Annotated in this window: 23 protein-coding genes; 16 read left to right on the top strand and 7 right to left on the bottom strand. The window is 50.3% G+C overall.

The window, feature by feature from the left end:
* Positions 1–41: 41 nt before the first annotated feature.
* Positions 42–707: a YecA/YgfB family protein gene (locus tag LY264_RS10265; RefSeq protein WP_003034581.1), complete on the top strand. Its 666-nt coding sequence runs from the start codon at positions 42–44 to the stop codon at positions 705–707.
* A 26-nt stretch (positions 708–733) separates the two neighbouring features.
* Here the strand turns inward: LY264_RS10265 and tyrP are convergent, their stop codons facing one another.
* The gene (gene tyrP / locus LY264_RS10270) at positions 734–1,945 is read right to left on the bottom strand and encodes a tyrosine transporter TyrP (RefSeq protein WP_003833907.1); all 1,212 of its coding nucleotides are present in this window, start codon (positions 1,943–1,945) and stop codon (positions 734–736) included.
* 225 nt (positions 1,946–2,170) lie between these two features.
* On the opposite strand from tyrP, the gene LY264_RS10275 reads away from it, so the two are divergent.
* Positions 2,171–2,410, top strand: coding sequence for a YecH family metal-binding protein (locus tag LY264_RS10275; RefSeq protein ID WP_048224238.1), 240 nt, complete (start codon positions 2,171–2,173; stop codon positions 2,408–2,410).
* A 45-nt stretch (positions 2,411–2,455) separates the two neighbouring features.
* Here LY264_RS10275 and ftnA read toward each other — a convergent pair whose 3' ends face one another.
* Both ftnA and yecR read right to left on the bottom strand, forming a co-directional pair.
* Positions 2,456–2,953 (bottom strand): non-heme ferritin, encoded by a 498-nt coding sequence (ftnA, locus tag LY264_RS10280; protein WP_003034588.1) that lies wholly within the window; start codon positions 2,951–2,953, stop codon positions 2,456–2,458.
* Between the two features lie 194 nt (positions 2,954–3,147).
* Entirely contained in the window at positions 3,148–3,483 is a 336-nt protein-coding gene (gene yecR, locus LY264_RS10285) for a YecR family lipoprotein (RefSeq protein WP_048224236.1), read from the bottom strand.
* A 267-nt stretch (positions 3,484–3,750) separates the two neighbouring features.
* Here yecR and LY264_RS10290 point away from each other — a divergent pair, with 267 nt between their 5' ends.
* Positions 3,751–4,389: an RpiB/LacA/LacB family sugar-phosphate isomerase gene (locus tag LY264_RS10290; protein ID WP_003034591.1), complete on the top strand. Its 639-nt coding sequence runs from the start codon at positions 3,751–3,753 to the stop codon at positions 4,387–4,389.
* A gap of 33 nt (positions 4,390–4,422) precedes the next feature.
* Here LY264_RS10290 and LY264_RS10295 read toward each other — a convergent pair whose 3' ends face one another.
* Complete coding sequence (locus LY264_RS10295; RefSeq protein ID WP_048224233.1) at positions 4,423–5,844, bottom strand: MFS transporter; 1,422 nt, start codon at positions 5,842–5,844, stop codon at positions 4,423–4,425.
* A 129-nt stretch (positions 5,845–5,973) separates the two neighbouring features.
* On the opposite strand from LY264_RS10295, the gene LY264_RS10300 reads away from it, so the two are divergent.
* Positions 5,974–6,225 (top strand): DUF2766 family protein, encoded by a 252-nt coding sequence (locus LY264_RS10300; RefSeq protein ID WP_003034595.1) that lies wholly within the window; start codon positions 5,974–5,976, stop codon positions 6,223–6,225.
* Between the two features lie 139 nt (positions 6,226–6,364).
* Here LY264_RS10300 and LY264_RS10305 read toward each other — a convergent pair whose 3' ends face one another.
* Positions 6,365–6,868: a non-heme ferritin-like protein gene (locus LY264_RS10305; protein WP_048224230.1), complete on the bottom strand. Its 504-nt coding sequence runs from the start codon at positions 6,866–6,868 to the stop codon at positions 6,365–6,367.
* A 554-nt stretch (positions 6,869–7,422) separates the two neighbouring features.
* On the opposite strand from LY264_RS10305, the gene LY264_RS10310 reads away from it, so the two are divergent.
* From LY264_RS10310 to otsA, 6 genes are all read left to right on the top strand, one after another.
* On the top strand, positions 7,423–7,980 hold the full coding sequence (locus LY264_RS10310; RefSeq protein ID WP_048224227.1) for a DJ-1/PfpI family protein: 558 nt from the start codon (positions 7,423–7,425) through the stop codon (positions 7,978–7,980).
* Between the two features lie 318 nt (positions 7,981–8,298).
* Positions 8,299–9,288, top strand: coding sequence for an arabinose ABC transporter substrate-binding protein (locus LY264_RS10315; protein ID WP_003833897.1), 990 nt, complete (start codon positions 8,299–8,301; stop codon positions 9,286–9,288).
* A gap of 132 nt (positions 9,289–9,420) precedes the next feature.
* Positions 9,421–10,935, top strand: a complete 1,515-nt coding sequence (gene araG, locus LY264_RS10320; RefSeq protein ID WP_003839135.1) for an arabinose ABC transporter ATP-binding protein AraG — start codon at positions 9,421–9,423, stop codon at positions 10,933–10,935.
* A 14-nt stretch (positions 10,936–10,949) separates the two neighbouring features.
* The gene (gene araH, locus LY264_RS10325) at positions 10,950–11,936 is read left to right on the top strand and encodes an L-arabinose ABC transporter permease AraH (RefSeq protein WP_003034609.1); all 987 of its coding nucleotides are present in this window, start codon (positions 10,950–10,952) and stop codon (positions 11,934–11,936) included.
* 127 nt (positions 11,937–12,063) lie between these two features.
* The gene (gene otsB, locus LY264_RS10330; RefSeq protein ID WP_196239027.1) at positions 12,064–12,915 is read left to right on the top strand and encodes a trehalose-phosphatase; all 852 of its coding nucleotides are present in this window, start codon (positions 12,064–12,066) and stop codon (positions 12,913–12,915) included.
* Positions 12,890–14,311, top strand: a complete 1,422-nt coding sequence (gene otsA / locus LY264_RS10335; RefSeq protein ID WP_008785073.1) for an alpha,alpha-trehalose-phosphate synthase — start codon at positions 12,890–12,892, stop codon at positions 14,309–14,311. Before otsB ends, otsA begins: the two co-directional genes overlap by 26 nt.
* Before the next feature lie 17 nt (positions 14,312–14,328).
* On the opposite strand, the gene uspC is transcribed toward otsA, so the two are convergent.
* On the bottom strand, positions 14,329–14,757 hold the full coding sequence (gene uspC, locus LY264_RS10340) for a universal stress protein UspC (protein ID WP_032943802.1): 429 nt from the start codon (positions 14,755–14,757) through the stop codon (positions 14,329–14,331).
* A gap of 793 nt (positions 14,758–15,550) precedes the next feature.
* Between uspC and flhD the strand changes: the two genes are divergently transcribed.
* From flhD to cheW, 6 genes are all read left to right on the top strand, one after another.
* A complete protein-coding gene (flhD, locus tag LY264_RS10345) occupies positions 15,551–15,892 on the top strand; it encodes a flagellar transcriptional regulator FlhD (protein ID WP_003034622.1) in 342 nt (113 codons plus the stop codon).
* On the top strand, positions 15,889–16,473 hold the full coding sequence (gene flhC, locus LY264_RS10350; protein ID WP_008785071.1) for a flagellar transcriptional regulator FlhC: 585 nt from the start codon (positions 15,889–15,891) through the stop codon (positions 16,471–16,473). The genes flhD and flhC overlap by 4 nt, the downstream gene beginning before the upstream one ends.
* Before the next feature lie 124 nt (positions 16,474–16,597).
* Positions 16,598–17,485 (top strand): flagellar motor stator protein MotA, encoded by an 888-nt coding sequence (motA, locus tag LY264_RS10355; protein WP_003034628.1) that lies wholly within the window; start codon positions 16,598–16,600, stop codon positions 17,483–17,485.
* Positions 17,482–18,411: a flagellar motor protein MotB gene (motB, locus tag LY264_RS10360; RefSeq protein ID WP_003034631.1), complete on the top strand. Its 930-nt coding sequence runs from the start codon at positions 17,482–17,484 to the stop codon at positions 18,409–18,411. The genes motA and motB overlap by 4 nt, the downstream gene beginning before the upstream one ends.
* Positions 18,412–18,415: 4 nt before the next feature.
* Positions 18,416–20,452 carry a chemotaxis protein CheA gene (gene cheA / locus LY264_RS10365; protein WP_048224225.1) on the top strand — a complete coding sequence of 679 codons (2,037 nt, stop codon included), beginning with the start codon at positions 18,416–18,418 and terminating at the stop codon, positions 20,450–20,452.
* 20 nt (positions 20,453–20,472) lie between these two features.
* A complete protein-coding gene (gene cheW, locus LY264_RS10370; protein ID WP_003034638.1) occupies positions 20,473–20,976 on the top strand; it encodes a chemotaxis protein CheW in 504 nt (167 codons plus the stop codon).
* A gap of 76 nt (positions 20,977–21,052) precedes the next feature.
* Here cheW and LY264_RS10375 read toward each other — a convergent pair whose 3' ends face one another.
* Positions 21,053–22,312: a dicarboxylate/amino acid:cation symporter gene (locus tag LY264_RS10375; protein WP_048224221.1), complete on the bottom strand. Its 1,260-nt coding sequence runs from the start codon at positions 22,310–22,312 to the stop codon at positions 21,053–21,055.
* Positions 22,313–22,442 lie beyond the last annotated feature (130 nt).

The following is a 22,442-nucleotide window of genomic DNA, read 5'->3' on the forward strand; positions in this document are numbered from 1 at the left end:
GGATGATCACAGGCAAGATTTTTTGACTAAGGAAAAGCGTTATGAAAACGGGACCATTAAACGAGAGCGAACTGGAATGGCTGGATGATGTACTGACTAAGTACAATACAGACAAGGCTATTCTGGATGTGTCAGAACTGGATGGTTTGCTGACGGCGGTGCTGAGTTCACCGTATGAAATTGAACCAGAGCAGTGGCTGGTCGCAATTTGGGGCGGCGCGCAGTATGTCCCTCGCTGGTCCTCCGAAAAAGAAATGACGCGTTTCATGAACCTGGCGTTTCAACATATGGCGGATACGGCCGATCGTCTGGATGAATATCCTGAGCAGTTTGAGCCGCTGTTTGGTTTGCGTGAAATTGACGAGCATGAACTGACCATCGTTGAAGAGTGGTGCTTTGGTTATATGCGCGGCGTCGCACTGTCAGACTGGTCCGCGTTACCGGACACGTTAAAACCAGCACTTGAAGCTATTGCGCTGCACGGTACGGAAGAGAACTTTGCGGTGGTTGAGAAACTAACGCCGGAAGCGTTTGAAGAGAGCGTGGATGCCATCCGCCTGGCAGCGCTGGACCTGCATGCTTACTGGATGGCGCATCCTCAGGAAACGCCGGTCAAAGTACCGGTGAAAGTGGATGCCAAAGTAGGGCGCAATGACCCTTGCCCATGTGGCAGCGGCAAGAAATATAAGCAGTGCTGTTTGCATTAACAGAAAGGGGCGAAAGCCCCTTTGTTTTAACCCACTTCTGGTAGTAATCCTGCTGCAATAGAAAACTGTACTGCTATCACCACAATGCCGCACAAAAATACCAGCGCCAGCGCCGGAGCACCGCCTGCTACGCGGTAGTTGGCCTGCGGATTATGTTTTCTGCTCTGCCAGGCCAGCATCGAGGGAATGAGCAGCGCCAGCACCGCCAGGGCAACGCCCGCATACCCTAATGCCATGACAAAACCACGCGGATAGAACAGCGCGAATGCCAGCGGCGGCAGGAATGTCACCGCGCCGGTTTGCATTCTTCCCGCTACGGTATTGCGGCGCTGGAAGAGGTCGGCCAGGTAGTCAAATAATCCCAATGCAACGCCGAGGAAAGAGGTTGCCAGCGCGAGGTCGGCGAACAGATGCACCGCCAGTTCGACGTGCGGCGAAGCCACGACTTCACGCAATGCCTGCAATAAGCCGTTTAAGCCTGCGTGGTTGGCTAATAGCCCCATGAACGTTGTCGAGTTAATGCTACCAAGCGTCGCCAGTTGCCAGAAGATATAGGCGACCAGAGGAATAGCGCTACCCGTAATAAACACCCAACGCAGTTTACGGATGTTACCGTTCATATAGCTGACGATACTGGGAACACTGCCGTGAAAACCGAACGAGGTGAAGATGACCGGGATTGCGGAGAGCGCCAGCCCCTGTTGCAGCGGCAGCGTTAGCAGGTTCACTTTATGAATATGCGGCATTAACAGAGCCAGCATCGCCACCAGGAAGATTATCTTGGCACTGAATAGCAGACGGTTGAACAGATCGACCAGCGAGGTCCCCACGCAAACCACGCCACCGGCAACAAAGGTGAACAGCAGTACGCCTGTCGTCGGAGATATATTTGTGCCGGTCCAGTCGCTGATGCTGGAGGCCAGCAGTTCACCTGCACCACTGATGTACGCCGCCGTCAGGGCATACATTAAAAACATCATGCTAAAGCCCGTTACCCATTGTCCGTAACGACCAAGATAACGTTTTGCCAGCGTACCCAGCCCGGTGTCTGCCGGGACATGTTGATACACTTCAAGCAGCAACAGCGCGGTGTAGCACATCAACGCCCAAAGACTGACTAACAATACCAGCGTGACGCTAAACCCCACGCCTGCCGCAGCCAGCGGCATTGCCAACATACCGGCACCAATCGTGGTTCCCGCCACGATAAAAATACTACCCAGGGTTCTGTTTTTCACGCTTTCCTCTGTCCCAGAGATAATCAATGGTTATATCTGCGGCGCAGATTAAGGCAAAACGCTATTTTCGTCAAATCACCGTTACAATGACTGTACATTAATGTTTACGATTTTTTGACCGTTAAGATGTATAACAAATGACATTTATCTGCTGATAAACCTGCGTTAGCGCAAAGCGACGATGTGCTGTTCACATTAGGCTACGGACTTTATTAAGGAGGTAATATGGAATCTATTCACGGTCACGAAGTGCTTAACATGATGATTGAATCTGGTGAGCAGTATTCAAATGCCAGCCTTGAAGCGGCGATTACGACACGTTTCGGCGAGCAGGCGCGTTTTCACACTTGTTCTGCGGCGGATATGACGGCAGGCGAGTTAGTGGCGTTTTTAGCGGCGAAGGGAAAGTTTATTGCAAAAGAAGACGGCTTCTCTACGCACGAAAGCAAGATCTGCCGTCACTGATTTCAAGGGGTAATGATGGCGTGTTGCCTTCATTACCCTAAAATATTAATTCTGTGTATCAAGCGTAGCCAGTTCTTTATCGATGAAATAAAGACCTTCGCCGCTTTTTCCTGCCAGCGACAGCTTATCAATAACAGATTTAAATAATTTCTCTTCTTCATGCTGCTCGGCAACATACCATTGCAGGAAATTAAAGGTTGGATAATCCTGGTGGGTCATTGCCGCGTGTGCCAGCTCATTAATTTTCTGGGTGATTAGCTGCTCGTGTTCGTAAGTAACACGGAACAGTTCATCCAGAGAAGCATATTCAGCAAAGGGTGAAGAAACGGTATTAATACGCGGCAAGCTGCCGGTATCGGTCAGGTAGTCGAACAGACGCTGCATGTGCGTCATCTCTTCCTGGGCGTGACGGCGCAAAAACGCGGCGGCACCTTCGAAGCTGTGATAGCTGCACCACGCGCTCATCTGTTGGTAGAGCAGAGATGAATATAATTCAAGATTCATTTGCTCATTCAGTTGGTCGATCATTTCTGTTTTCAGCATGGTTCTGCTCCACAAACGTTATTATATATTGACGTGGCGCCACTATAATTTGTTATTTAATTATTTGCAAAAGGTAAAATAATAAATTTATTTATTAAAAATGCGAATGGGAATAAAACGCATTAACGATATTAAACGGAGGATATAAATAATAAAGTGGTAAAAGACCAGCAAAAATGAGCTGGTCGGAAATATTAATAATTGAAAGAAGGTGATTGGGGCACCGCGACACCATGACACTGCCAGGCGAGTGTAATTTTGGTATTTAAGCACAGAGAGCCTGCATACACGCTACAGGTTGACACCGGCTGACCAAACGCTTCTGCGCTGGCATAGCCCAGGCGCTGACACTCTTTAGTGGCTGTCCCTTGGGTAACGTAGTCATCGGTACGTGCTGTTTGTAACATGGCCTGATTATAAGTCAGGCGAACCACACCAGTGATGGTGCTGGCTTCGCTGACCTGTGCCTGTTTTGTAATTGTGCATCCTGTCAGCATGAGCGGCAAAAGCGCTAGGATAAAGGTCTTCATGAGATCGCTCTGAAAGTTCGAAGATACACTATCATGGCATACAGAGACCCTCATCAATGGCTTGAATAGCCCGAAGATCACCTGCGATTAATCACAACGAGGTCATTTGCTTGAGGTAATTCTGAACTGTTCAGACAGGAATGTGAGCGCAATTTTATTTTTTAAAACTAAATTTCATTAAATTTGAAAGTGTGATTGCAAAATAGTAATGTGGCTGAATGTTATGACTTTCAGCGGGCTACCGCAGCGCATTCAGGAGAGTATAGAATGAAAATTGCATTGATGATGGAAAACAGCCAGGCAAGCAAAAACGCCATCATCCATAACGAGCTTAAGGCCGTTGCGGATGAGAAAGGTTTTCCGGTCTATAACGTTGGGATGAGCGACGAAAATGATCATCATCTGACCTACATCCATTTAGGCATTATGGCCAGCATCCTGCTTAATTCCAAAGCTGTAGACTTTGTTGTTACAGGTTGCGGTACGGGCCAGGGGGCAATGATGTCACTGAATATACATCCGGGTGTGGTGTGTGGCTATTGCCTTGATCCTGCAGATGCGTTCTTGTTCTCTCAGATCAACAACGGCAACGCGCTTTCTCTGGCATTCGCCAAAGGTTTTGGCTGGGGTGCTGAGCTGAATGTGCGCTATATGTTTGAAAAAGCGTTCACCGGGCGTAACGGCGAAGGCTACCCACCGGAGCGTAAAGAGCCGCAGGTGCGTAACGCCGGTATTCTGAATCAGGTGAAAGCGGCTGTGGTAAAAGAAAATTATCTGGACACGCTGCGCGCGATCGATCCTGAACTGGTGAAAACCGCTGTATCAGGCCCGCGCTTCCAGCAGTGCTTCTTTGAAAACTGCCAGGACAAAGCAATCGAAGCGTTTGTACGCGAGGTGATTGGCTAAATCCTGTGAGCCCGGCGGCGTTCACCCTCCGGGCTACCTGTTCTTGTTCGATACTGCGCTTCCTGCATCACGGGTGAGCCGCAGCGTATCCACCATACCTACCAGACAAATAATGGCAATAGCGACAAAGGCCAGCCGGAAACTGATCCCCGGAATATTGCCCAATGCCAGCTTTTCACTGACCACATCGCCAATGCGGATGCCAATAGCGGCTAAAGAAATGCCCAACCCCACCGCTAATTGTGTCGCCGTACTGAACAGCGTATTAGCGTAGCTCATTTGTGCTGCGGGGACGTCCGCGAAGGCAAGCGTGCTGACGCCGGTAAACTGAATTGAGCGGAACACACCGCCCAGATACAACACCAGCAAAATAACCCACACGGGGGTCTGCGGCGTAATTAATGCACAGGCCAGCAACGCCAAAACGTTAAGTGCACCGTTAATCAACAGCAGTTTCTTAAAGCCCAGCCAGCGTATCAACGGTGTGGTGGCAGGTTTAATCGTCAGATTGCCGACAAATACCGCCAGTACCAGCGAGCCCGCGTGAAAAGCGTTCATGCCAAAACCTACCTGAAACATTAACGGCAGCAGAAATGGCACGGCGCTGATAGAGGCACGAAACAGCGATCCGCCATACATGGTGACGCGAAAAGTAGGCACGTTCATGGCATCAAGGCGAATCATTGGCCAGGCGGTGCGATGAAAATGATGCAGGGCAAACAGAAAGGTCACTGTTCCTAGCGCCAAAAGTCCGGCGGTCAGCCAGCCCTGAGGCTGTTGGGTTCCCAGTAACTCCATGGCATACACCAGGCTCACCATCGCAACAGAGGTTGCGATAAATCCCGTTATATCAAATGGGCGGCGCTCGTCGTCATGAATATCCGGGATAAAACGTAGCGCCAGCGCAATCGCCAGTATTCCGAGCGGTACATTAATGAAGAAGATCCAGCGCCAGTTGGCATAGCTGGTAATGAATCCGCCAAGGGGAGGGCCAATGATGGGTGCGACTAACGCGGGCCAGGTCAGGGTCGCAATAGCGGTGATCAACTGATGTTTAGGCGTAGTTCGCAATACCGCGAGTCGGCCAACCGGAACCATTAGCGCACCACCTACACCCTGTAAGATTCGCATGGCGACAAAGCTCTCAAGGCTTTCGGACAAACCGCATAAAACCGAGGCGAAAGTAAATATCGCCAGTGCAAGGGTAAACACCTTTCGGGCGCCGAAGCGATCCGCAATCCAGCCGCTGGCGGGGATCAGTACCGCGAGGGTGATCAGATAGGCGCTGATACCTATGTTCAGGTCAACTGCGTGCACGCCAAAACTTTTCGCCATGTCGGGCAGTGCGGTGGCAATCACCGTGCCGTCAATAAACTCCATAAAGAAAGCCCCGGCAACAAGTAATGCAGCCGGGGATAGACCGCGTTTGTTCTCAACCGCTAAATGTTCACTCATGTTGTGCTTGCCATCTCAAAAGAAACTGACTGGAACTATTTTTATTTTCAGCGCATTCGGAAGGCATGCGCGGCTATCGTTTCGTTCGTTGAATGGGTACTATGACGACCTTTCTATAAGGAGCTCACTATGTCCCAAACACTGAATGCCGATCAGGAACTGCTCTCGGACGTTGTTGCCTGTCAGCTGGTTATCAAGCAGATTCTGGATGTTCTTGATGTTATTGCCCCAGTAGAAGTTCGGGAGAAAATGTCCAGCCAGCTGAAAAGCATCGACTTTTCCAGCCATCCTGCAGGTGCCGATCCGGTCACTATGCGCGCAATACAAAAAGCGGTTGCCTTGATCGAGTTGAAATTCACGCCGCAGAATGAATCTCACTAAAATAAACCGTTGTTTCAGGTTTTAGAAAGGTTTTTTTGCGCCTCGCAGAATGAGAGGCGTGAGCGTAGAGAAAATTAAGCACCAGCCGGATAAGGTGCGTCGCATCGTTATCCGGCATTAACACGATGAAAATTGAAGATTAGTGATGTTGATAGTTCACGACGTTCAGCAGGTGCTTATCGGTTTGCGCCATGCACAGTCCCGCACGTTTAGCGCAGCGGACTTCATCAAGAATCGTCTGTAACAGCACGCCATCCTGCTGCTGCTCTTTTTCCAGATCGTGAAGAAAATCAATGGTTGTTGCATCATTCAAGGCTTCTGCTTCATTGGTTAAGCGTGATAGCTTGCTGTAACGCTGTTGGTATTCATCCAGCGTTTTCTGAAACAGTTCTTCAAGGGAAGTTAGTTCATCACCCGGAACATCGATAGCCTTGACGATAGGGTTAGCCCCGGCACTTTTCATAAAATTAAACATACGCATCATTTGAGTCACGTTACCTTGCGCCTGGGTGCGTAGAAAGGTTGCGGTGCCAGTCAGGCTGTGTTCGTAGCACCATTCACTGAGATGCAGGTAAAGATTCGATGCGTAGAACTCGAGGTTCATTTGCGTGTTAAGTTTATGAACAATTCCAACTGCAGCCATATCAATATCCTTATTTCCAGAAAGGGGGATGTACGTTACTAACGTCAGTGCAACGGGCTGCCGCTACACCTCACCACTACGTACAATTAAAACTGTTAGCAGAATAAATCCGTTCCGCCGGTCCTTTAGTGATCACGAATTATATTCGCTCCCGATCGAGATTCAGCATAACTCCAGTCCCGACATAAGAAAATCCTTAAATCTGCGTATTTATGATTTTTTACATATTGTCATAGCAATATTAGTGATTTTTCCGCTTGTGCATATAAATGCTGTGAATATAACAGATTGATATTTATAGCATTAAAGTGAGATGTTGATAATGAAATGATGTTTCATATCACAAAATGGAATTTCACAATCAGGTATTGTCTGTCGCCAGATGATTATCTGGTCTTCGGATGAAGAAATTTCACCATTGACCCGCGTCTGTGAACGCTATCTGCTGGCTAATTTTTTTGCGCCAGATCAGTTTTGTGGAAATTAATAAAGTTAAGCGCCTGAATGATTCGACATTTATTGTTTGGTGTATTTGGAAAAATCGAGGAGTGTGTATGAAAAAGGTTGCCGTGCTACTGGCACCTGGTTTTGAAGAGGCGGAAGCCATTGTTACCATTGATATTCTGCGCCGCCTGCAGATCGAAGTTGAAACACTGGCCTGCGCCGAGTTCCGTGCGGTGGTGAGCTACCATGACGTGCCGATGGTGACGGACAGCACGCTGGCTGCGCGTCAGACGGATCTTTATGATGCCGTTGTGTTACCCGGCGGGCCGCAGGGCAGCGTTAACCTTGCCGCCAGTGAGGCTGTCATCCAGTTTATCGCTCGCCATGACGAGGCAGGAAAACTCATTTGCCCGGTGTGTTCTGCGGCGGCGCGCGTGCTGGGTGGCAACGGCCTGCTGAAGGGGCGCCGCTACGTGTGTTCGGGAGATCTGTGGCAAAACGTCGCGGATGGGGAATATATTGATGCGCCGGTTGTTGAAGATGGCAATCTTATTAGCGGCAAAGGGTTAGGGCATATTTTCGATTTTGCTTTCACGCTTTCAGCGCGTCTGCTGGAAGATGACATTCCGGTTCGCGATCACGCTGACCACATTTATTACAGATGGTAATCATTGTGCTCCCGAATGCTTCGGTATTCGGGAACAAGGATTCGTTGGCTGATGTTATGGATTAATCTGCTACCCCTCTTTTTTCCCGTCGACAAAACCGCGTTTTTTTATGTCATTTCCCGCTGAATTTATGTACGCAATTACTGTAATTCTGTGGTGTGATGCCGCTCTCTTATGGAGAATCAATTTCCCGCTAAAAATACTCTCAGCACTGGCATTGATCTTATCAATAAAAGGTAATGCCTTGTTTTACGTCCGAATTACAAAAAATCGTCTGATTTTACCCTACATAAAAGAACGTTAAAGCTGGAGTTAACCATGCACAAATTCACTAAAGCGCTGGCTGCCATCGGTCTGGCTGCCATTATGTCACAATCCGCTATCGCTGAATCCATGAAGCTCGGTTTCCTGGTCAAACAGCCGGAAGAACCGTGGTTCCAGACTGAATGGAAATTTGCCGATAAAGCCGGTAAAGACCTTGGTTTTGAGGTGATTAAAATTGCCGTTCCGGATGGTGAGAAAACCCTTAACGCCATCGACAGCCTGGCTGCAAGTGGAGCAAAAGGGTTTGTGATTTGTACGCCAGACCCAAAACTGGGGCCAGCCATTATGGCTAAGGCGCGTGGCTACGATATGAAAGTCATTGCCGTCGACGACCAGTTTGCCAACGCCAAAGGTAAGCCAATGGATACCGTGCCACTGGTGATGATGGCGGCAACCAAAATTGGTGAGCGCCAGGGCCAGGAGCTGTACAAGGAGATGCAAAAACGCGGTTGGGATGTGAAATCCACCGCCGTAATGGCCATTACCGCCAACGAACTGGATACCGCACGTCGTCGTACTTCTGGTTCAATGGAAGCGCTTAAAGCCGCAGGCTTCCCGGAAAAACAGATTTACCAGGTCCCAACAAAATCGAATGACATCCCCGGCGCATTTGACGCCGCCAACTCCATGCTGGTTCAGCATCCTGAAGTCAAAAACTGGCTGATTGTCGGCATGAACGACAACACCGTGCTGGGTGGCGTACGTGCGACCGAGGGGCAGGGCTTCAAAGCACCAAACGTGATTGGTATCGGGATCAACGGCGTTGACGCGGTGAGCGAACTGTCAAAAGGCGAAGCGACCGGGTTCTACGGTTCACTGCTGCCAAGCCCGGACGTGCACGGCTACAAATCCAGTGAAATGCTCTACAACTGGGTAACGAAAGGAGCAGAGCCACCGGCATTCACTGAAGTGACAGATGTGGTGCTGATTACCCGCGATAACTTCAAAGAAGAGCTGGCGAAGAAAGGCTTAGGCGGTAAGTAACAGAAATGCTGCGATGTTGTAGGCCGGATAAGGCGAAGCCGCCATCCGGCGCAATGCCCGGTGGCGCTGTGCTTACCGGGCCTACGTCCGGCGGTTTTCCAGGCCGGTAAAATCCTGACTCACGGAGACGTTATGCAACAGTCTACCCCGTATCTCTCATTTCGCGGCATTGGCAAAACGTTCCCGGGCGTTAAGGCGCTGACGGATATCAGTTTCGACTGCTATGCCGGACAGGTGCATGCGCTGATGGGCGAAAATGGCGCCGGGAAATCAACACTCTTAAAAATTCTCAGCGGTAACTATGCGCCAACAACGGGATCTCTGACGATCCGCGGACAGGAAGTTTCGTTCGCGGATACCACTGCCGCACTCAACGCCGGTGTCGCCATTATTTATCAGGAACTGCATCTCGTCCCGGAAATGACCGTTGCCGAGAATATTTATTTAGGGCAGTTACCGCACAAAGGCGGGATTGTGAACCGCTCGCTGCTGAACTATGAAGCAGGAATCCAGCTGAAGCATCTGGGGATGGATATCGATCCCGATACCCCACTGAAATACCTCTCCATTGGCCAGTGGCAGATGGTGGAGATTGCAAAAGCGCTGGCGCGAAACGCCAAAATTATCGCCTTTGATGAACCAACCAGCTCCCTGTCGGCTCGAGAGATTGAGAATCTGTTTCGCGTTATCCGTGAGCTGCGCAACGAAGGACGCATCATTCTGTACGTTTCGCACCGTATGGAGGAGATTTTTGCTCTCAGCGATGCCATCACCGTGTTTAAAGATGGTCATTACGTCAAAACTTTCACGGACATGCAGCAGGTCGATCACGATGCGCTGGTGCAGGCGATGGTCGGGCGCGACCTCGGGGATATCTATGGCTGGAAATCCAGACCGTATGGCACAGAGCGTCTGCGGCTGCATGAAGTCAAAGCTCCAGGCGTGCGTACGCCAATCAGCTTATCCGTACGAAGCGGTGAAATTGTCGGGTTGTTTGGCCTGGTGGGGGCCGGACGTAGCGAATTAATGAAAGGGCTGTTCGGCGGTACGCGTATCACGGCGGGCCAGGTATTTATTGATGAACAGCCTATCGATATCCGTAAACCAAGCCATGCCATTGAAGCGGGGATGATGCTGTGCCCGGAGGATCGTAAAGCCGAAGGGATTATTCCGGTCCATTCAGTGCGCAACAACATCAACATTAGTGCACGGCGTAAGCATGTTTTGGGGGGATGCGTGATCAACAACGGCTGGGAAGAGACCAATGCCGATCACCATATTCGTTCACTCAACATCAAAACGCCGGGTGCAGAGCAACTGATCATGAATCTCTCCGGGGGTAATCAACAGAAGGCTATTCTCGGTCGTTGGTTATCGGAAGAGATGAAAGTGATTTTGTTGGATGAGCCTACACGCGGCATTGATGTGGGCGCCAAGCATGAAATTTACAACGTGATTTATGCCCTCGCAGCGCGCGGTGTGGCCGTATTGTTTGCTTCCAGTGACCTGCCAGAAGTACTCGGTGTTGCCGACCGTATTGTGGTGATGAGAGAAGGCGAAATTGCCGGTGAGTTACTTCATGAACAGGCGGATGAGCGCCAGGCGTTGAGCCTTGCTATGCCTAAAGTCAGCCAGGCTGTAGCCTGAATAAGGAGAGTATGATGTCTTCCGTTTCTACATCGGGTTCTGGCGCAGCGAAGTCGGCGCTAAATCTGGGCCGCATTTGGGATCAATACGGCATGCTGGTGGTGTTCGCCGTGCTGTTCCTGGTTTGTTCCCTCTTTGTGCCAAACTTTGCGACTTTCATCAACATGAAGGGGTTAGGGCTGGCGGTATCGATGTCGGGTATGGTTGCCTGCGGGATGCTGTTTTGCCTGGCATCCGGTGATTTCGACCTGTCTGTCGCGTCTGTAATTGCCTGTGCTGGTGTAACCACTGCCGTAGTCATTAACATGACCGAAAGTCTGTGGATTGGCGTGGCTGCCGGGCTGCTACTCGGTATTCTGTGTGGCCTGGTCAATGGGTTCGTGATTGCGCGGTTAAAAATTAACGCCCTGATCACTACTCTTGCGACAATGCAGATTGTACGTGGTCTGGCCTATATTATCTCCGACGGTAAGGCAGTCGGGATTGAAGACGAGCGTTTCTTCACACTCGGCTATGCTAACTGGTTTGGTCTGCCGGCGCCTATCTGGATCACGGTCGTTTGTTTCATTGTCTTTGGCTTACTGCTGAACAAAACCACGTTTGGGCGTAATACACTGGCCATTGGGGGCAATGAAGAGGCGGCGCGCCTGGCTGGGGTTCCGGTTGTTCGTACCAAGATTATTATCTTTATTCTTTCCGGTCTGGTATCCGCCATTGCCGGGATTATCCTCGCATCGCGTATGACCAGCGGCCAGCCAATGACCTCAATCGGTTATGAGTTGATCGTTATTTCGGCCTGCGTGTTAGGGGGCGTTTCGCTTAAAGGCGGCATCGGAAAAATCTCATATGTGGTGGCCGGGGTGTTGATCCTGGGGACGGTTGAGAATGCGATGAACCTGCTGAATATCTCTCCGTTCGCGCAGTATGTGGTACGTGGCCTCATCCTGCTGGCGGCGGTGATCTTCGACCGTTACAAGCAAAAAGCGAAGCGCACCGTTTGATGATTTAAACCCCAACTTTTTAGTCTAGCTTCTGCCCGTCGCCAGCCGCTACCCGGCTGGCGATTGTTTTTTCAAATGGCGAGCATGGTCACACTGTCTATACTTATATCCGTCATACATCATCTATATGCCGCGATCCGCGTGGCGTTCTGACCATGATGAGGAGGATAACCGGGTGACAGCATCACTGACTTTACCCCCTGAACAATCTGCAAACTGTGCTTACTTTTTTGATCTCGATGGGACACTTGCTGAGATTAAACCTTTTCCCGACCAGGTCGTTGTCCCGAAGACAATCCTGCAATGTCTACATCGGTTAGCGACGCAGAATGCGGATGCGCTGGCATTGATTTCAGGGCGCTCAATGGTTGAGCTTGACGCACTCACTACTCCGTTTCGTTTTCCGCTTGCCGGAGTGCATGGGGCAGAACGCCGTGACATCAATGGTCAAACGCACATAGTAAACCTGCCTGAAGGTATCGAACGTGAAGCCGGGGCGTTATTACACGCAGCGTTGGTGACGTTACCGGGGACAACACTTGAAACCAAAGGCATGGCCTTCGCGTTGCATTATCGCCAGGCACCCGAACACGAAGCGGCGCTGGTTACGCTGGCTGAACGCATCACGCGCAGATGGCCGCAGCTTGCTCTGCAGCACGGAAAATGTGTCGTGGAAATAAAGCCTAAGGGCAGTAATAAAGGCGACGCGATAGCTGCATTTATGCAGGAAGCGCCTTTTGCTGGCCGGATCCCTGTGTTTTTCGGTGATGATCTGACAGATGAAACAGGGTTTGCTGTAGTTAACCGCGCTGGCGGTATTTCTGTAAAGGTAGGGAGCGGGCCGACGCAGGCAACATGGCGTCTGGATGGTGTCAGGGATGTCTGGCACTGGCTGGAGAAAAATAACTCTTCGCAGCAAGAACCGAAAGCAACGAATAACAGAAGAGGTGGCTATGAGTCGTTTAGTCGTAGTATCTAATCGTATCGCCTCACCAGATGACAAAGGGAGCGCGGGTGGGCTCGCGGTCGGTGTACTGGGCGCGTTAAAAGCTGCTGGTGGTTTATGGTTTGGCTGGAGTGGTGATACAGGTAATGAGGATAAACCGTTAAAAAAGGTCACCCGTGGCAATATCACCTGGGCCTCGTTTAATTTGAGTGAGCAAGATTACGAAGAGTATTACTGCCAGTTTTCAAATGCGGTTTTATGGCCCGCGTTTCACTATCGATTGGATTTAGTTCAGTTTCAGCGCTCTGCCTGGGAAGGCTACCAACGGGTTAATGCCTTACTGGTAGATAAACTTCTGCCGTTGCTCGGCGATGACGACATTATTTGGGTTCATGATTACCATCTGTTGCCGTTTGCCTGCGAGCTACGTAAGCGCGGCGTGCGCAATCGCATCGGTTTTTTCCTGCATATTCCTTTTCCGACGCCGGAAATTTTTAATGCGCTCCCGCCACATCTGGCGCTGCTTGAGCAAATGTGTGATTTTGATTTGCTTGGTTTCCAGACCGAAAACGATCGTCAGGCTTTTCTGGACTGTCTCGCAGCCCAGACTCGGGTGTCCACGCATAAAGATAAGCAGCACCTGGCATGGGGAAAAGCGTTTCGCACTCAGGTTTATCCCATCGGTATTGAACCGGATGAGATTGCTCGACAGGCGTCCGGTCCGCTGCCGCCAAAACTGGCACAGCTAAAAGCGGAGCTTAAAAATGTGCAGAATATTTTCTCCGTGGAGCGTCTGGATTACTCCAAAGGCTTGCCGGAGCGCTTTCAGGCCTATGAGGCCTTACTGGAACATTATCCGCAGCACCACGGTAAAATTCGCTATACGCAGATAGCACCGACCTCGCGTGAAGAGGTGCAGGCCTATCAGGATATTCGCCACCAACTGGAAACAGAGGCAGGGCGAATCAACGGCAAATATGGGCAACTGGGCTGGACGCCGCTTTACTATCTGAACCAGTATTTTGATCGTAAATTGCTGATGAAGATCTTCCGCTACTCTGATGTAGGGTTGGTGACCCCGTTGCGCGATGGTATGAACCTGGTGGCGAAAGAGTTTGTGGCCGCACAGGATCCTGCTAACCCTGGCGTGCTGGTTTTATCGCAATTTGCCGGGGCGGCGAACGAGCTAACCTCCGCGCTTATTGTTAATCCTTATGACCGGGATGAAGTGGCAGGCGCATTAAACCAGGCGCTGACGATGCCACTTACCGAACGTATCTCGCGCCACGCTGAAATGCTTGAGACTATCGTTAAAAACGATATCGACAACTGGCAGGCGACGTTCATTTGCGATCTTAAAACGGTCACGCCGCGTCGGAGTCAATGCCAACTGCCAGACAATATCTCTTCCTGTTCTAAACTCGCATGAAGTCGTGGCACTGTGGATTAATCTCCAGCTAGCGGAACCAGAAGAACGTCCACCTGGCTGGTATGAATCACGCTTTTCGCTGAACAGGATGCGCGCGAAAAAAAACTGTGGTTATGGTTGCCGTAAATGACCAGATCAATGGCGTGTTTGCGGCACACATCCAGGATATGTTCATTCAGAGCCCCATAGGTAATAAAGGTATGCTCAATGGGGTATTCTGCTTCTTTGCTAAGTTTGTCGATAAAATCCTGAGTCTCTTCCTGCATCACTTCACGCAGGTCTTCCAGCATGGGGGCAGCAAACTGGTTATACAGTTCGGGGTCTGAGACCAGCGTAATCAGGCTAATTCGGGCGTTGACAGGGCGAGCGATAGAAACCGCCTTGTCTAACAACTGCTGACTTTCAGGGGTGGCGGCAACAGCAACAAGAATGTGCGAATAGCTCATAACTCGCTCCTTTTTTTCAAGAATTATGAGAGGGCTTTTCAGCTTTACTCAGCTTACCCCATACTGCAACGTTTCCCGCCTCGATAGTGTGAATGTCATCATGATTATTCATTAATTATTCTTATAAATAGAATAATCGATTCATATTAGTTGCAGATATGTTCAGGTTACTTAAGTGAAACCCACTGCTAATGAAAACAATGTGTTAATAAAAATTAAACATATATTAACATTTGCAAGGTCGTCACATCGCGGTATTAATTAATCACTCTAAATATTTAACTTATTGTTTCTAAAGAATTTAATTAAAAAAGTTTTTTGAGTTAAATATGTGATCCAGCTCGCTATTTCACGGCGTGATATTAACGGATGTGAACAAAATACTATTCGGTTTTATTGCAAGAATATTCGTACATCAGGAATTGAAATAGATGATTGCGGATTAAAAAATAAGCAAAGTAAAAGCTGCGCTGATGGATTTATGTTAAGTGTTTGGCTGGTTTATGTGATCTTGATCACATATTCTTTAAATTCGCAGCATACCTCCGTTGTATGTGTAACTGACGGCGGGTAGAGTTGCGTCGAATTAGGAAAAATCTTAGACATTTGTAAGAATTGATGTGAGCTTGTAAGGGACGCTGCCTTCTTAAAAGGGAATGTTTAGACAACGCGTAAGTGTCGTCACGCTGCTATGTATTTGACCTTTTGCTTTTTTTTACCGGGCCTTCCCGGCGACATCACGGGGTGCGGTTTTACCGCATGAAAACAATGTTGGTTATTATGGATGCAAATAATGCATACATCCGAGTTGCTGAAACACATCTATGACATCAATTTGTCATATTTATTGCTTGCACAGCGTTTGATCGTTCAGGACAAAGCATCTGCGATGTTTCGCCTTGGTATCAGCGAGGAAATGGCGGACACGTTGGCAACATTAACTCTTCCTCAAATGGTCAAACTGGCCGAAACAAACCAACTGGTATGTCATTTCCGTTTCGACGATCACCAGACTGTTACTCGCCTGACGCAAGACTCCCGCGTTGACGATCTTCAGCAAATTCATACTGGTATCATGCTTTCAACACGCCTGTTAAGCGACATCGATGATGCAGCACGTAAGAAAAGGGCTTGATGATGAGCGAAAAAAGCATTGTTCAGGAAGCGCGTGATATCCAGTTAGCAATGGAATTAATCACATTGGGCGCCCGTTTGCAAATGCTGGAAAGCGAAACGCAATTAAGCCGTGGTCGATTAATCAAGCTGTACAAAGAATTACGCGGTAGTCCTCCGCCAAAAGGGATGCTCCCGTTTTCCACCGACTGGTTTATGACGTGGGAACAAAATATTCATGCGTCGATGTTTTGCAATGCATGGCAATTCCTGCTCAAAACGGGTCTCTGTAGCGGCGTGGATGCCGTGATCAAGGCGTATCGGTTATATCTTGAGCAGTGTCCGCAGCCTGAAGAAGGGCCATTGTTGGCGTTAACCCGCGCGTGGACGCTGGTGCGATTTGTCGACAGCGGATTGCTGGAGTTGTCCCAATGCAATTGCTGCGGTGGGAATTTTATCACCCACGCACACCAACCCGCAGGCAGCTTTGCCTGTAGTTTATGCCAACCGCCATCACGGGCCGTAAAAAGACGTAAACTTTCCCAGAATGCTGCCGATATTATTCCACAACTGCTGGATGAACAGATCGAACAGGCTGTTTAACTGATACGGTGTGGATGAACACTCCAGCAGCGGTAAGCGATTACCGCTGCTTTTTTTTGTCCTGACCTTACGTTAATTGCCCGACTGCGCATCCTGTCATAGTCAATTGCGAAAGGATGATGTCGTGCTTATCTTATTAGGTTACCTGGTTGTTATTGGTACAGTTTTCGGCGGTTACATGATGACCGGCGGACACCTTGGGGCACTCTATCAACCGGCTGAGCTGGTGATTATCGGTGGTGCGGGTATTGGGGCATTCATCGTCGGCAATAACGGGAAAGCCATCAAAGGGACGATGAAAGCGATCCCGTTGCTTTTCCGTCGTTCGAAATACACCAAAGCGATGTATATGGATCTGCTGGCGCTCTTGTATCGCCTGATGGCCAAGTCACGTCAACAGGGCATGTTCTCGCTTGAACGCGACATCGAAAACCCAAAAGAAAGTGAAATCTTCGCCAGCTATCCGCGCATTCTTGCGGATGCTGTGATGCTTGATTTTATTGTCGATTATCTGCGCCTGATCATCAGCGGCAACATGAATACGTTTGAGATTGAAGCGCTGATGGACGAAGAAATTGAGACTCATGAGAGCGAAGCCGAAGTTCCGGCGAATAGCCTGGCGATGGTTGGCGACTCGCTACCGGCATTCGGGATCGTCGCGGCCGTTATGGGTGTTGTGCATGCGCTGGCTTCTGCCGATCGCCCGGCAGCAGAGCTGGGTGCGTTGATTGCGCATGCGATGGTGGGAACATTCCTCGGTATTTTGCTGGCCTATGGATTTATTTCTCCGCTTGCCAGCGTTCTGCGACAGAAAAGCGCTGAAACAACCAAAATGATGCAGTGCGTGAAGATAACGCTGCTCTCCAATCTGAATGGTTACGCGCCGCCGATTGCCGTTGAATTTGGTCGTAAGACACTGTACTCCAGCGAACGTCCTTCGTTTATCGAACTGGAAGAACATGTTCGTGCGGTGAGAAATCCAACTGCGCAACAGACGACCGAGGACGCATGAAAAATCAGGCCCATCCCATTATCGTTGTAAAGCGACGCAAACATAAGAATCACGGTGGTGGGGCGCACGGCTCGTGGAAAATCGCCTACGCCGATTTTATGACCGCAATGATGGCCTTCTTTCTGGTGATGTGGCTCATTTCTATTTCCAGCCCTAAAGAATTGATCCAGATTGCCGAATATTTCCGTACACCGTTGGCCACCGCAGTGACCGGGGGAAATCGTATTTCGAATAGCCAAAGCCCGATTCCAGGCGGCGGGGATGATTACACCCAGCAGCAGGGCGAGGTGAACAAGCAGCCGAATATTGATGACCTGAGAAAACGTATGGAACAGAGCCGCTTGAGCAAACTTCGCGGCGATCTCGATCAACTGATTGAATCCGATCCCAAACTGCGAGCGCTGCGTCCGCATTTAAAGATTGATTTAGTTCAGGAAGGGCTGCGGATACAGATTATCGACAGTCAGAATCGACCGATGTTTAAGACCGGTAGCGCTGAAGTTGAGCCCTACATGCGCGATATCCTGCGCGCGATTGCTCCAGTGCTCAACGGGATCCCTAACCGGATCAGCCTTTCCGGTCACACGGATGATTACCCTTACGCGAATGGTGAGAAAGGGTACAGCAACTGGGAATTGTCTGCCGATCGCGCAAATGCATCGCGTCGCGAGCTGGTTAGCGGCGGTCTGGATGATGGAAAAGTATTACGTGTGGTAGGTATGGCCGCCACGATGCGTCTGAGCGATCGCGGTCCTGAAGACGCTATCAACCGCCGTATTAGCCTGCTGGTTCTCAATAAGCAGGCAGAAGAGGCCATTTTGCATGAAAACGCTGAAAGCCAGAATGAGCCGGTAAGTGTCTTACAACGGCCAGCGGAACTCCCGCCGGTAAGCGTTCCCACATCGCCACCAGCCAATCCGAGGTGATAGCGTGAGCATGGATATTAGCGATTTTTATCAGACATTTTTTGATGAAGCTGACGAACTGTTGGCTGATATGGAGCAACACCTGCTTGATTTGGTTCCTGAAGCCCCGGATTCCGAACAGCTGAATGCCATTTTTCGTGCAGCGCACTCGATTAAAGGCGGGGCGGGCACCTTCGGCTTTACCATTTTGCAGGAAACGACCCATCTGATGGAAAACCTGCTGGATGAAGCGCGGCGTGGCGAGATGCAGCTCAATGCCGACATTATCAACCTGTTTTTGGAAACGAAAGATATTATGCAGGAACAGCTCGACGCCTATAAAAGCTCAGTGGAGCCTGATGCCGACAGTTTTGAGTACATCTGCCAGGCGTTACGGCAGTTAGCGCTCGAAGCGAAAGGTGAAACCGCACCGGCAGTTGTCAACTCAGCAAAACTTAGCGTTGTTGACAGCGCCGCGATGCAGGAAGAGGCGGTTGCAAAGCCTGAACCCGCCAGTGAAGAGAGCAAAAAACGCATTACTCTCTCGCGCCTGAAAGCCAGCGAAGTGGATTTACTGGAAGAGGAACTGGGGAATCTGGCGACCTTAACCGACGTGGTAAAAGGAAGCGACACGTTATCAGCAACGCTTGATGGCAACCTCGCAGAAGATGACATCATCGCGGTGCTTTGCTTTGTCATTGAAGCTGACCAAATTGAATTCGAAACCGTCAGCGCAGCGCCTGTGGCAGCTGAAGCTGAAGAGGTAGCAGTTGTCACTGAGCCGCAGCCGGTTGCTGTGGCACCTGCGGTGAAAGCTACCGCCAGTGAAGCACCACATAGCCGCGCGGAACGTGAAAAACCCGCCCGCGCCAGCGAGTCGACCAGTATCCGCGTAGCGGTTGAAAAGGTTGATCAGCTTATTAACCTGGTCGGTGAGTTGGTGATCACCCAGTCGATGCTGGCCCAGCGCTCTAACGAACTGGATCCTGTCAATCATGGCGATCTCATCACCAGTATGGGTCAGTTACAACGTAACGCCCGCGATTTGCAAGAGTCGGTGATGTCGATTCGTATGATGCCAATGGAGTACGTGTTCAGCCGTTTCCCTCGTCTGGTGCGCGATCTGGCCGGTAAGCTGGGTAAACAGGTCGAGCTGACGCAGGTAGGTAGTTCAACCGAACTCGATAAGAGCCTGATTGAACGCATCATCGATCCGTTGACGCACCTGGTGCGTAACAGCCTCGACCATGGTATCGAATTGCCGGAAAAACGCCTTGAATCCGGCAAAAGCCCAATCGGCAATCTGACGCTTTCCGCGGAGCATCAGGGCGGGAATATTTGTATTGAAGTGACCGATGATGGTGCTGGCCTGAACCGCGAACGTATCCTGGCTAAAGCTGTCTCTCAGGGCATGCCGATCCACGAAAACATGAGCGATGACGAAGTGGGTATGTTGATCTTCGCGCCAGGCTTTTCGACCGCCGAACAGGTAACGGATGTTTCCGGACGCGGCGTGGGTATGGATGTGGTGAAGCGAAATATCCAGGAGATGGGCGGCCATGTCGAGATCCAGTCTAAACAGGGACAGGGGACCACTATTCGCATTCTGCTGCCGCTGACGCTGGCGATCCTCGACGGGATGTCCGTGCGTGTGGCCGATGAGGTCTTCATTCTGCCACTGAATGCCGTTATGGAATCGCTGCAACCGCGCGAAGAAGATCTCCATCCGCTGGCCGGAGGAGAGCGCGTTCTGGAAGTGCGTGGCGAATATTTACCACTGGTTGAGTTGTGGAAAGTCTTTGAGGTTGAAGGCGCTAAAACTGAAGCGACTCAGGGCATAGTGGTCATTTTACAAAGTGCAGGGCGTCGCTATGCGCTGCTGGTCGATCAGTTAATTGGCCAACACCAGGTAGTGGTCAAAAACCTGGAAAGCAACTACCGCAAAGTGCCAGGTATTTCTGCTGCAACGATCCTCGGCGACGGCAGCGTCGCGCTGATTGTCGATGTCTCTGCATTGCAGGGGTTAAACCGCGAACAACGTGTGGCGATCACAGCCGCCTGATTGAGTGAGAAGGGAATTATATGACCGGTATGAGTAATGTAACTAAACTGGCCGGCGAACCGTCAGGTCAGGAATTCCTCGTGTTTACGCTGGGGGATGAAGAGTACGGTATCGATATCCTGAAAGTGCAGGAAATCCGTGGTTATGATCAGGTGACGCGCATCGCTAACACGCCTGCGTTTATCAAAGGCGTCACAAACCTGCGTGGTGTGATTGTGCCTATCGTCGACCTGCGCGTGAAATTTAGCCAGAGCGATGTGGATTACAACGAAAACACAGTGGTGATTGTGCTGAATCTGGGTCAGCGGGTGGTTGGAATTGTGGTAGATGGCGTCTCGGATGTGCTGTCGCTGACAACGGATCAAATCCGTCCGGCACCGGAGTTTGCGGTCACGCTGTCGACGGAATATTTGACGGGATTGGGTGCGCTGGGTGACCGGATGCTGATTCTGGTCAACATTGAGAAGCTGCTGAACAGCGAAGAAATGGCGCTGCTGGATATTGCCGCTTCCCACGTCGCATAATCGCCATAACTCATCCGGCCTACAATGATTGCTGTTGCAGGCCGGATTAGCGTAGCGCATCCGGCAGATTTCCCTCTTACGCTTCCCGCTCAACCAGCTCCGGTTCTTCTTCCAGTAAACCTTCATCCTGCGCCAGCATCGCCGTTGCAATCCCGTTACCTAATACGTTGATTGCTGAACGTCCCATATCCAGGAAGTGGTCAATTCCCATCAGCAACAGGATCCCGGCGACCGGAATGTTAAAGCTCGGGATGGTTGCAGCCAGCACTACCAGTGCTGAACGCGGCACACCGGCAATCCCTTTGGACGCCAGCATCAGCGTCAGCATCAGGACGGTGATTTCTGCGAAGGAGAGGTGAATATTATAGGCCTGCGCGATAAACATGGAGGCAAATGAACAATAGACCATGGAACCGACCAGGTTAAACGAATAACCGATAGGCAGCACGAATGACACGATGTTGGGTGAGCAGCCAAATTTAGTTAATTGCTCCAGCGTTTTCGGATAAGCAGCTTCGGAACTGCTGGTGGTGAAGGCGACCAGAACCGGGTCTTTCAGCATGCTTACCAGGCGAAATACCTCTTTTTTCAGCATCACATAACCCACAGCCAGCAGAACCAGGCAGGTCAGCAAAATAGCCACATAGTAGCCGCCGATGAACGAGGCATAGTTGAGCAGAATCCCCAAACCCTGGGTAGAGATAACAGAGGAGATGGCGGCAAAAATTGCCAGCGGCGCAACGTACATCACGTAGCCGGTCACTTTGAGCATAATATGGGAAACCACATCCAGCGCCGCAACCAGCGGGGCGTTGAATTTCTCACCAAGGGATGCGCCGCCAATACCGAAGAACATTGAGAACACCACAATTTGCAGGATCTCATTGTTAGCCATCGCTTCGGCGATGCTGGTTGGAATGGTATGTGTCAGAAAACCTTTCAGGCTCATGCCGCCCACGGCCAGGCCGGTGTCGGTGGCTTCCAGCGGGATCGCCAGGTTCAGCCCGCTGCCGGGTTGCTCAAGGGAAACCACAAACAGACCGACCAGGATAGACAATATAGAAGAGCTGATAAACCAGAGCATCGCTTTGCCGCCCACGCGTCCGATGGTGGACGTTTCTCCCAGGCGCATAATACCAACGGTCAGGGTGCTGAATACTAAAGGCGCGATCACCATTTTAATCAGGCGTAAAAAGATGTCGGTAAGAAGCGTAATGTTATCGGCCCAGGCGGTCACGACGCCGGGGGAGGCATAAGAGTGGATCACCGCACCCGACAGGATCCCCGCCAGCATGAAGATCACGATAAACAACGTGAGTTTGTTTGCATTTGCCACTAAAAAGCCCTCAGTAAGGATTTAACATTTATTGATCGGTTACTCATTTTTTATACTTATTAAGTGGTAACGAGGTATTCATCATATAAATTGGATTAAAGCGTAAGCGGATACAACTTTTTTTAATTTT

Source organism: Citrobacter portucalensis (genome assembly GCF_023374935.1).
GTDB lineage: Bacteria > Pseudomonadota > Gammaproteobacteria > Enterobacterales > Enterobacteriaceae > Citrobacter > Citrobacter portucalensis.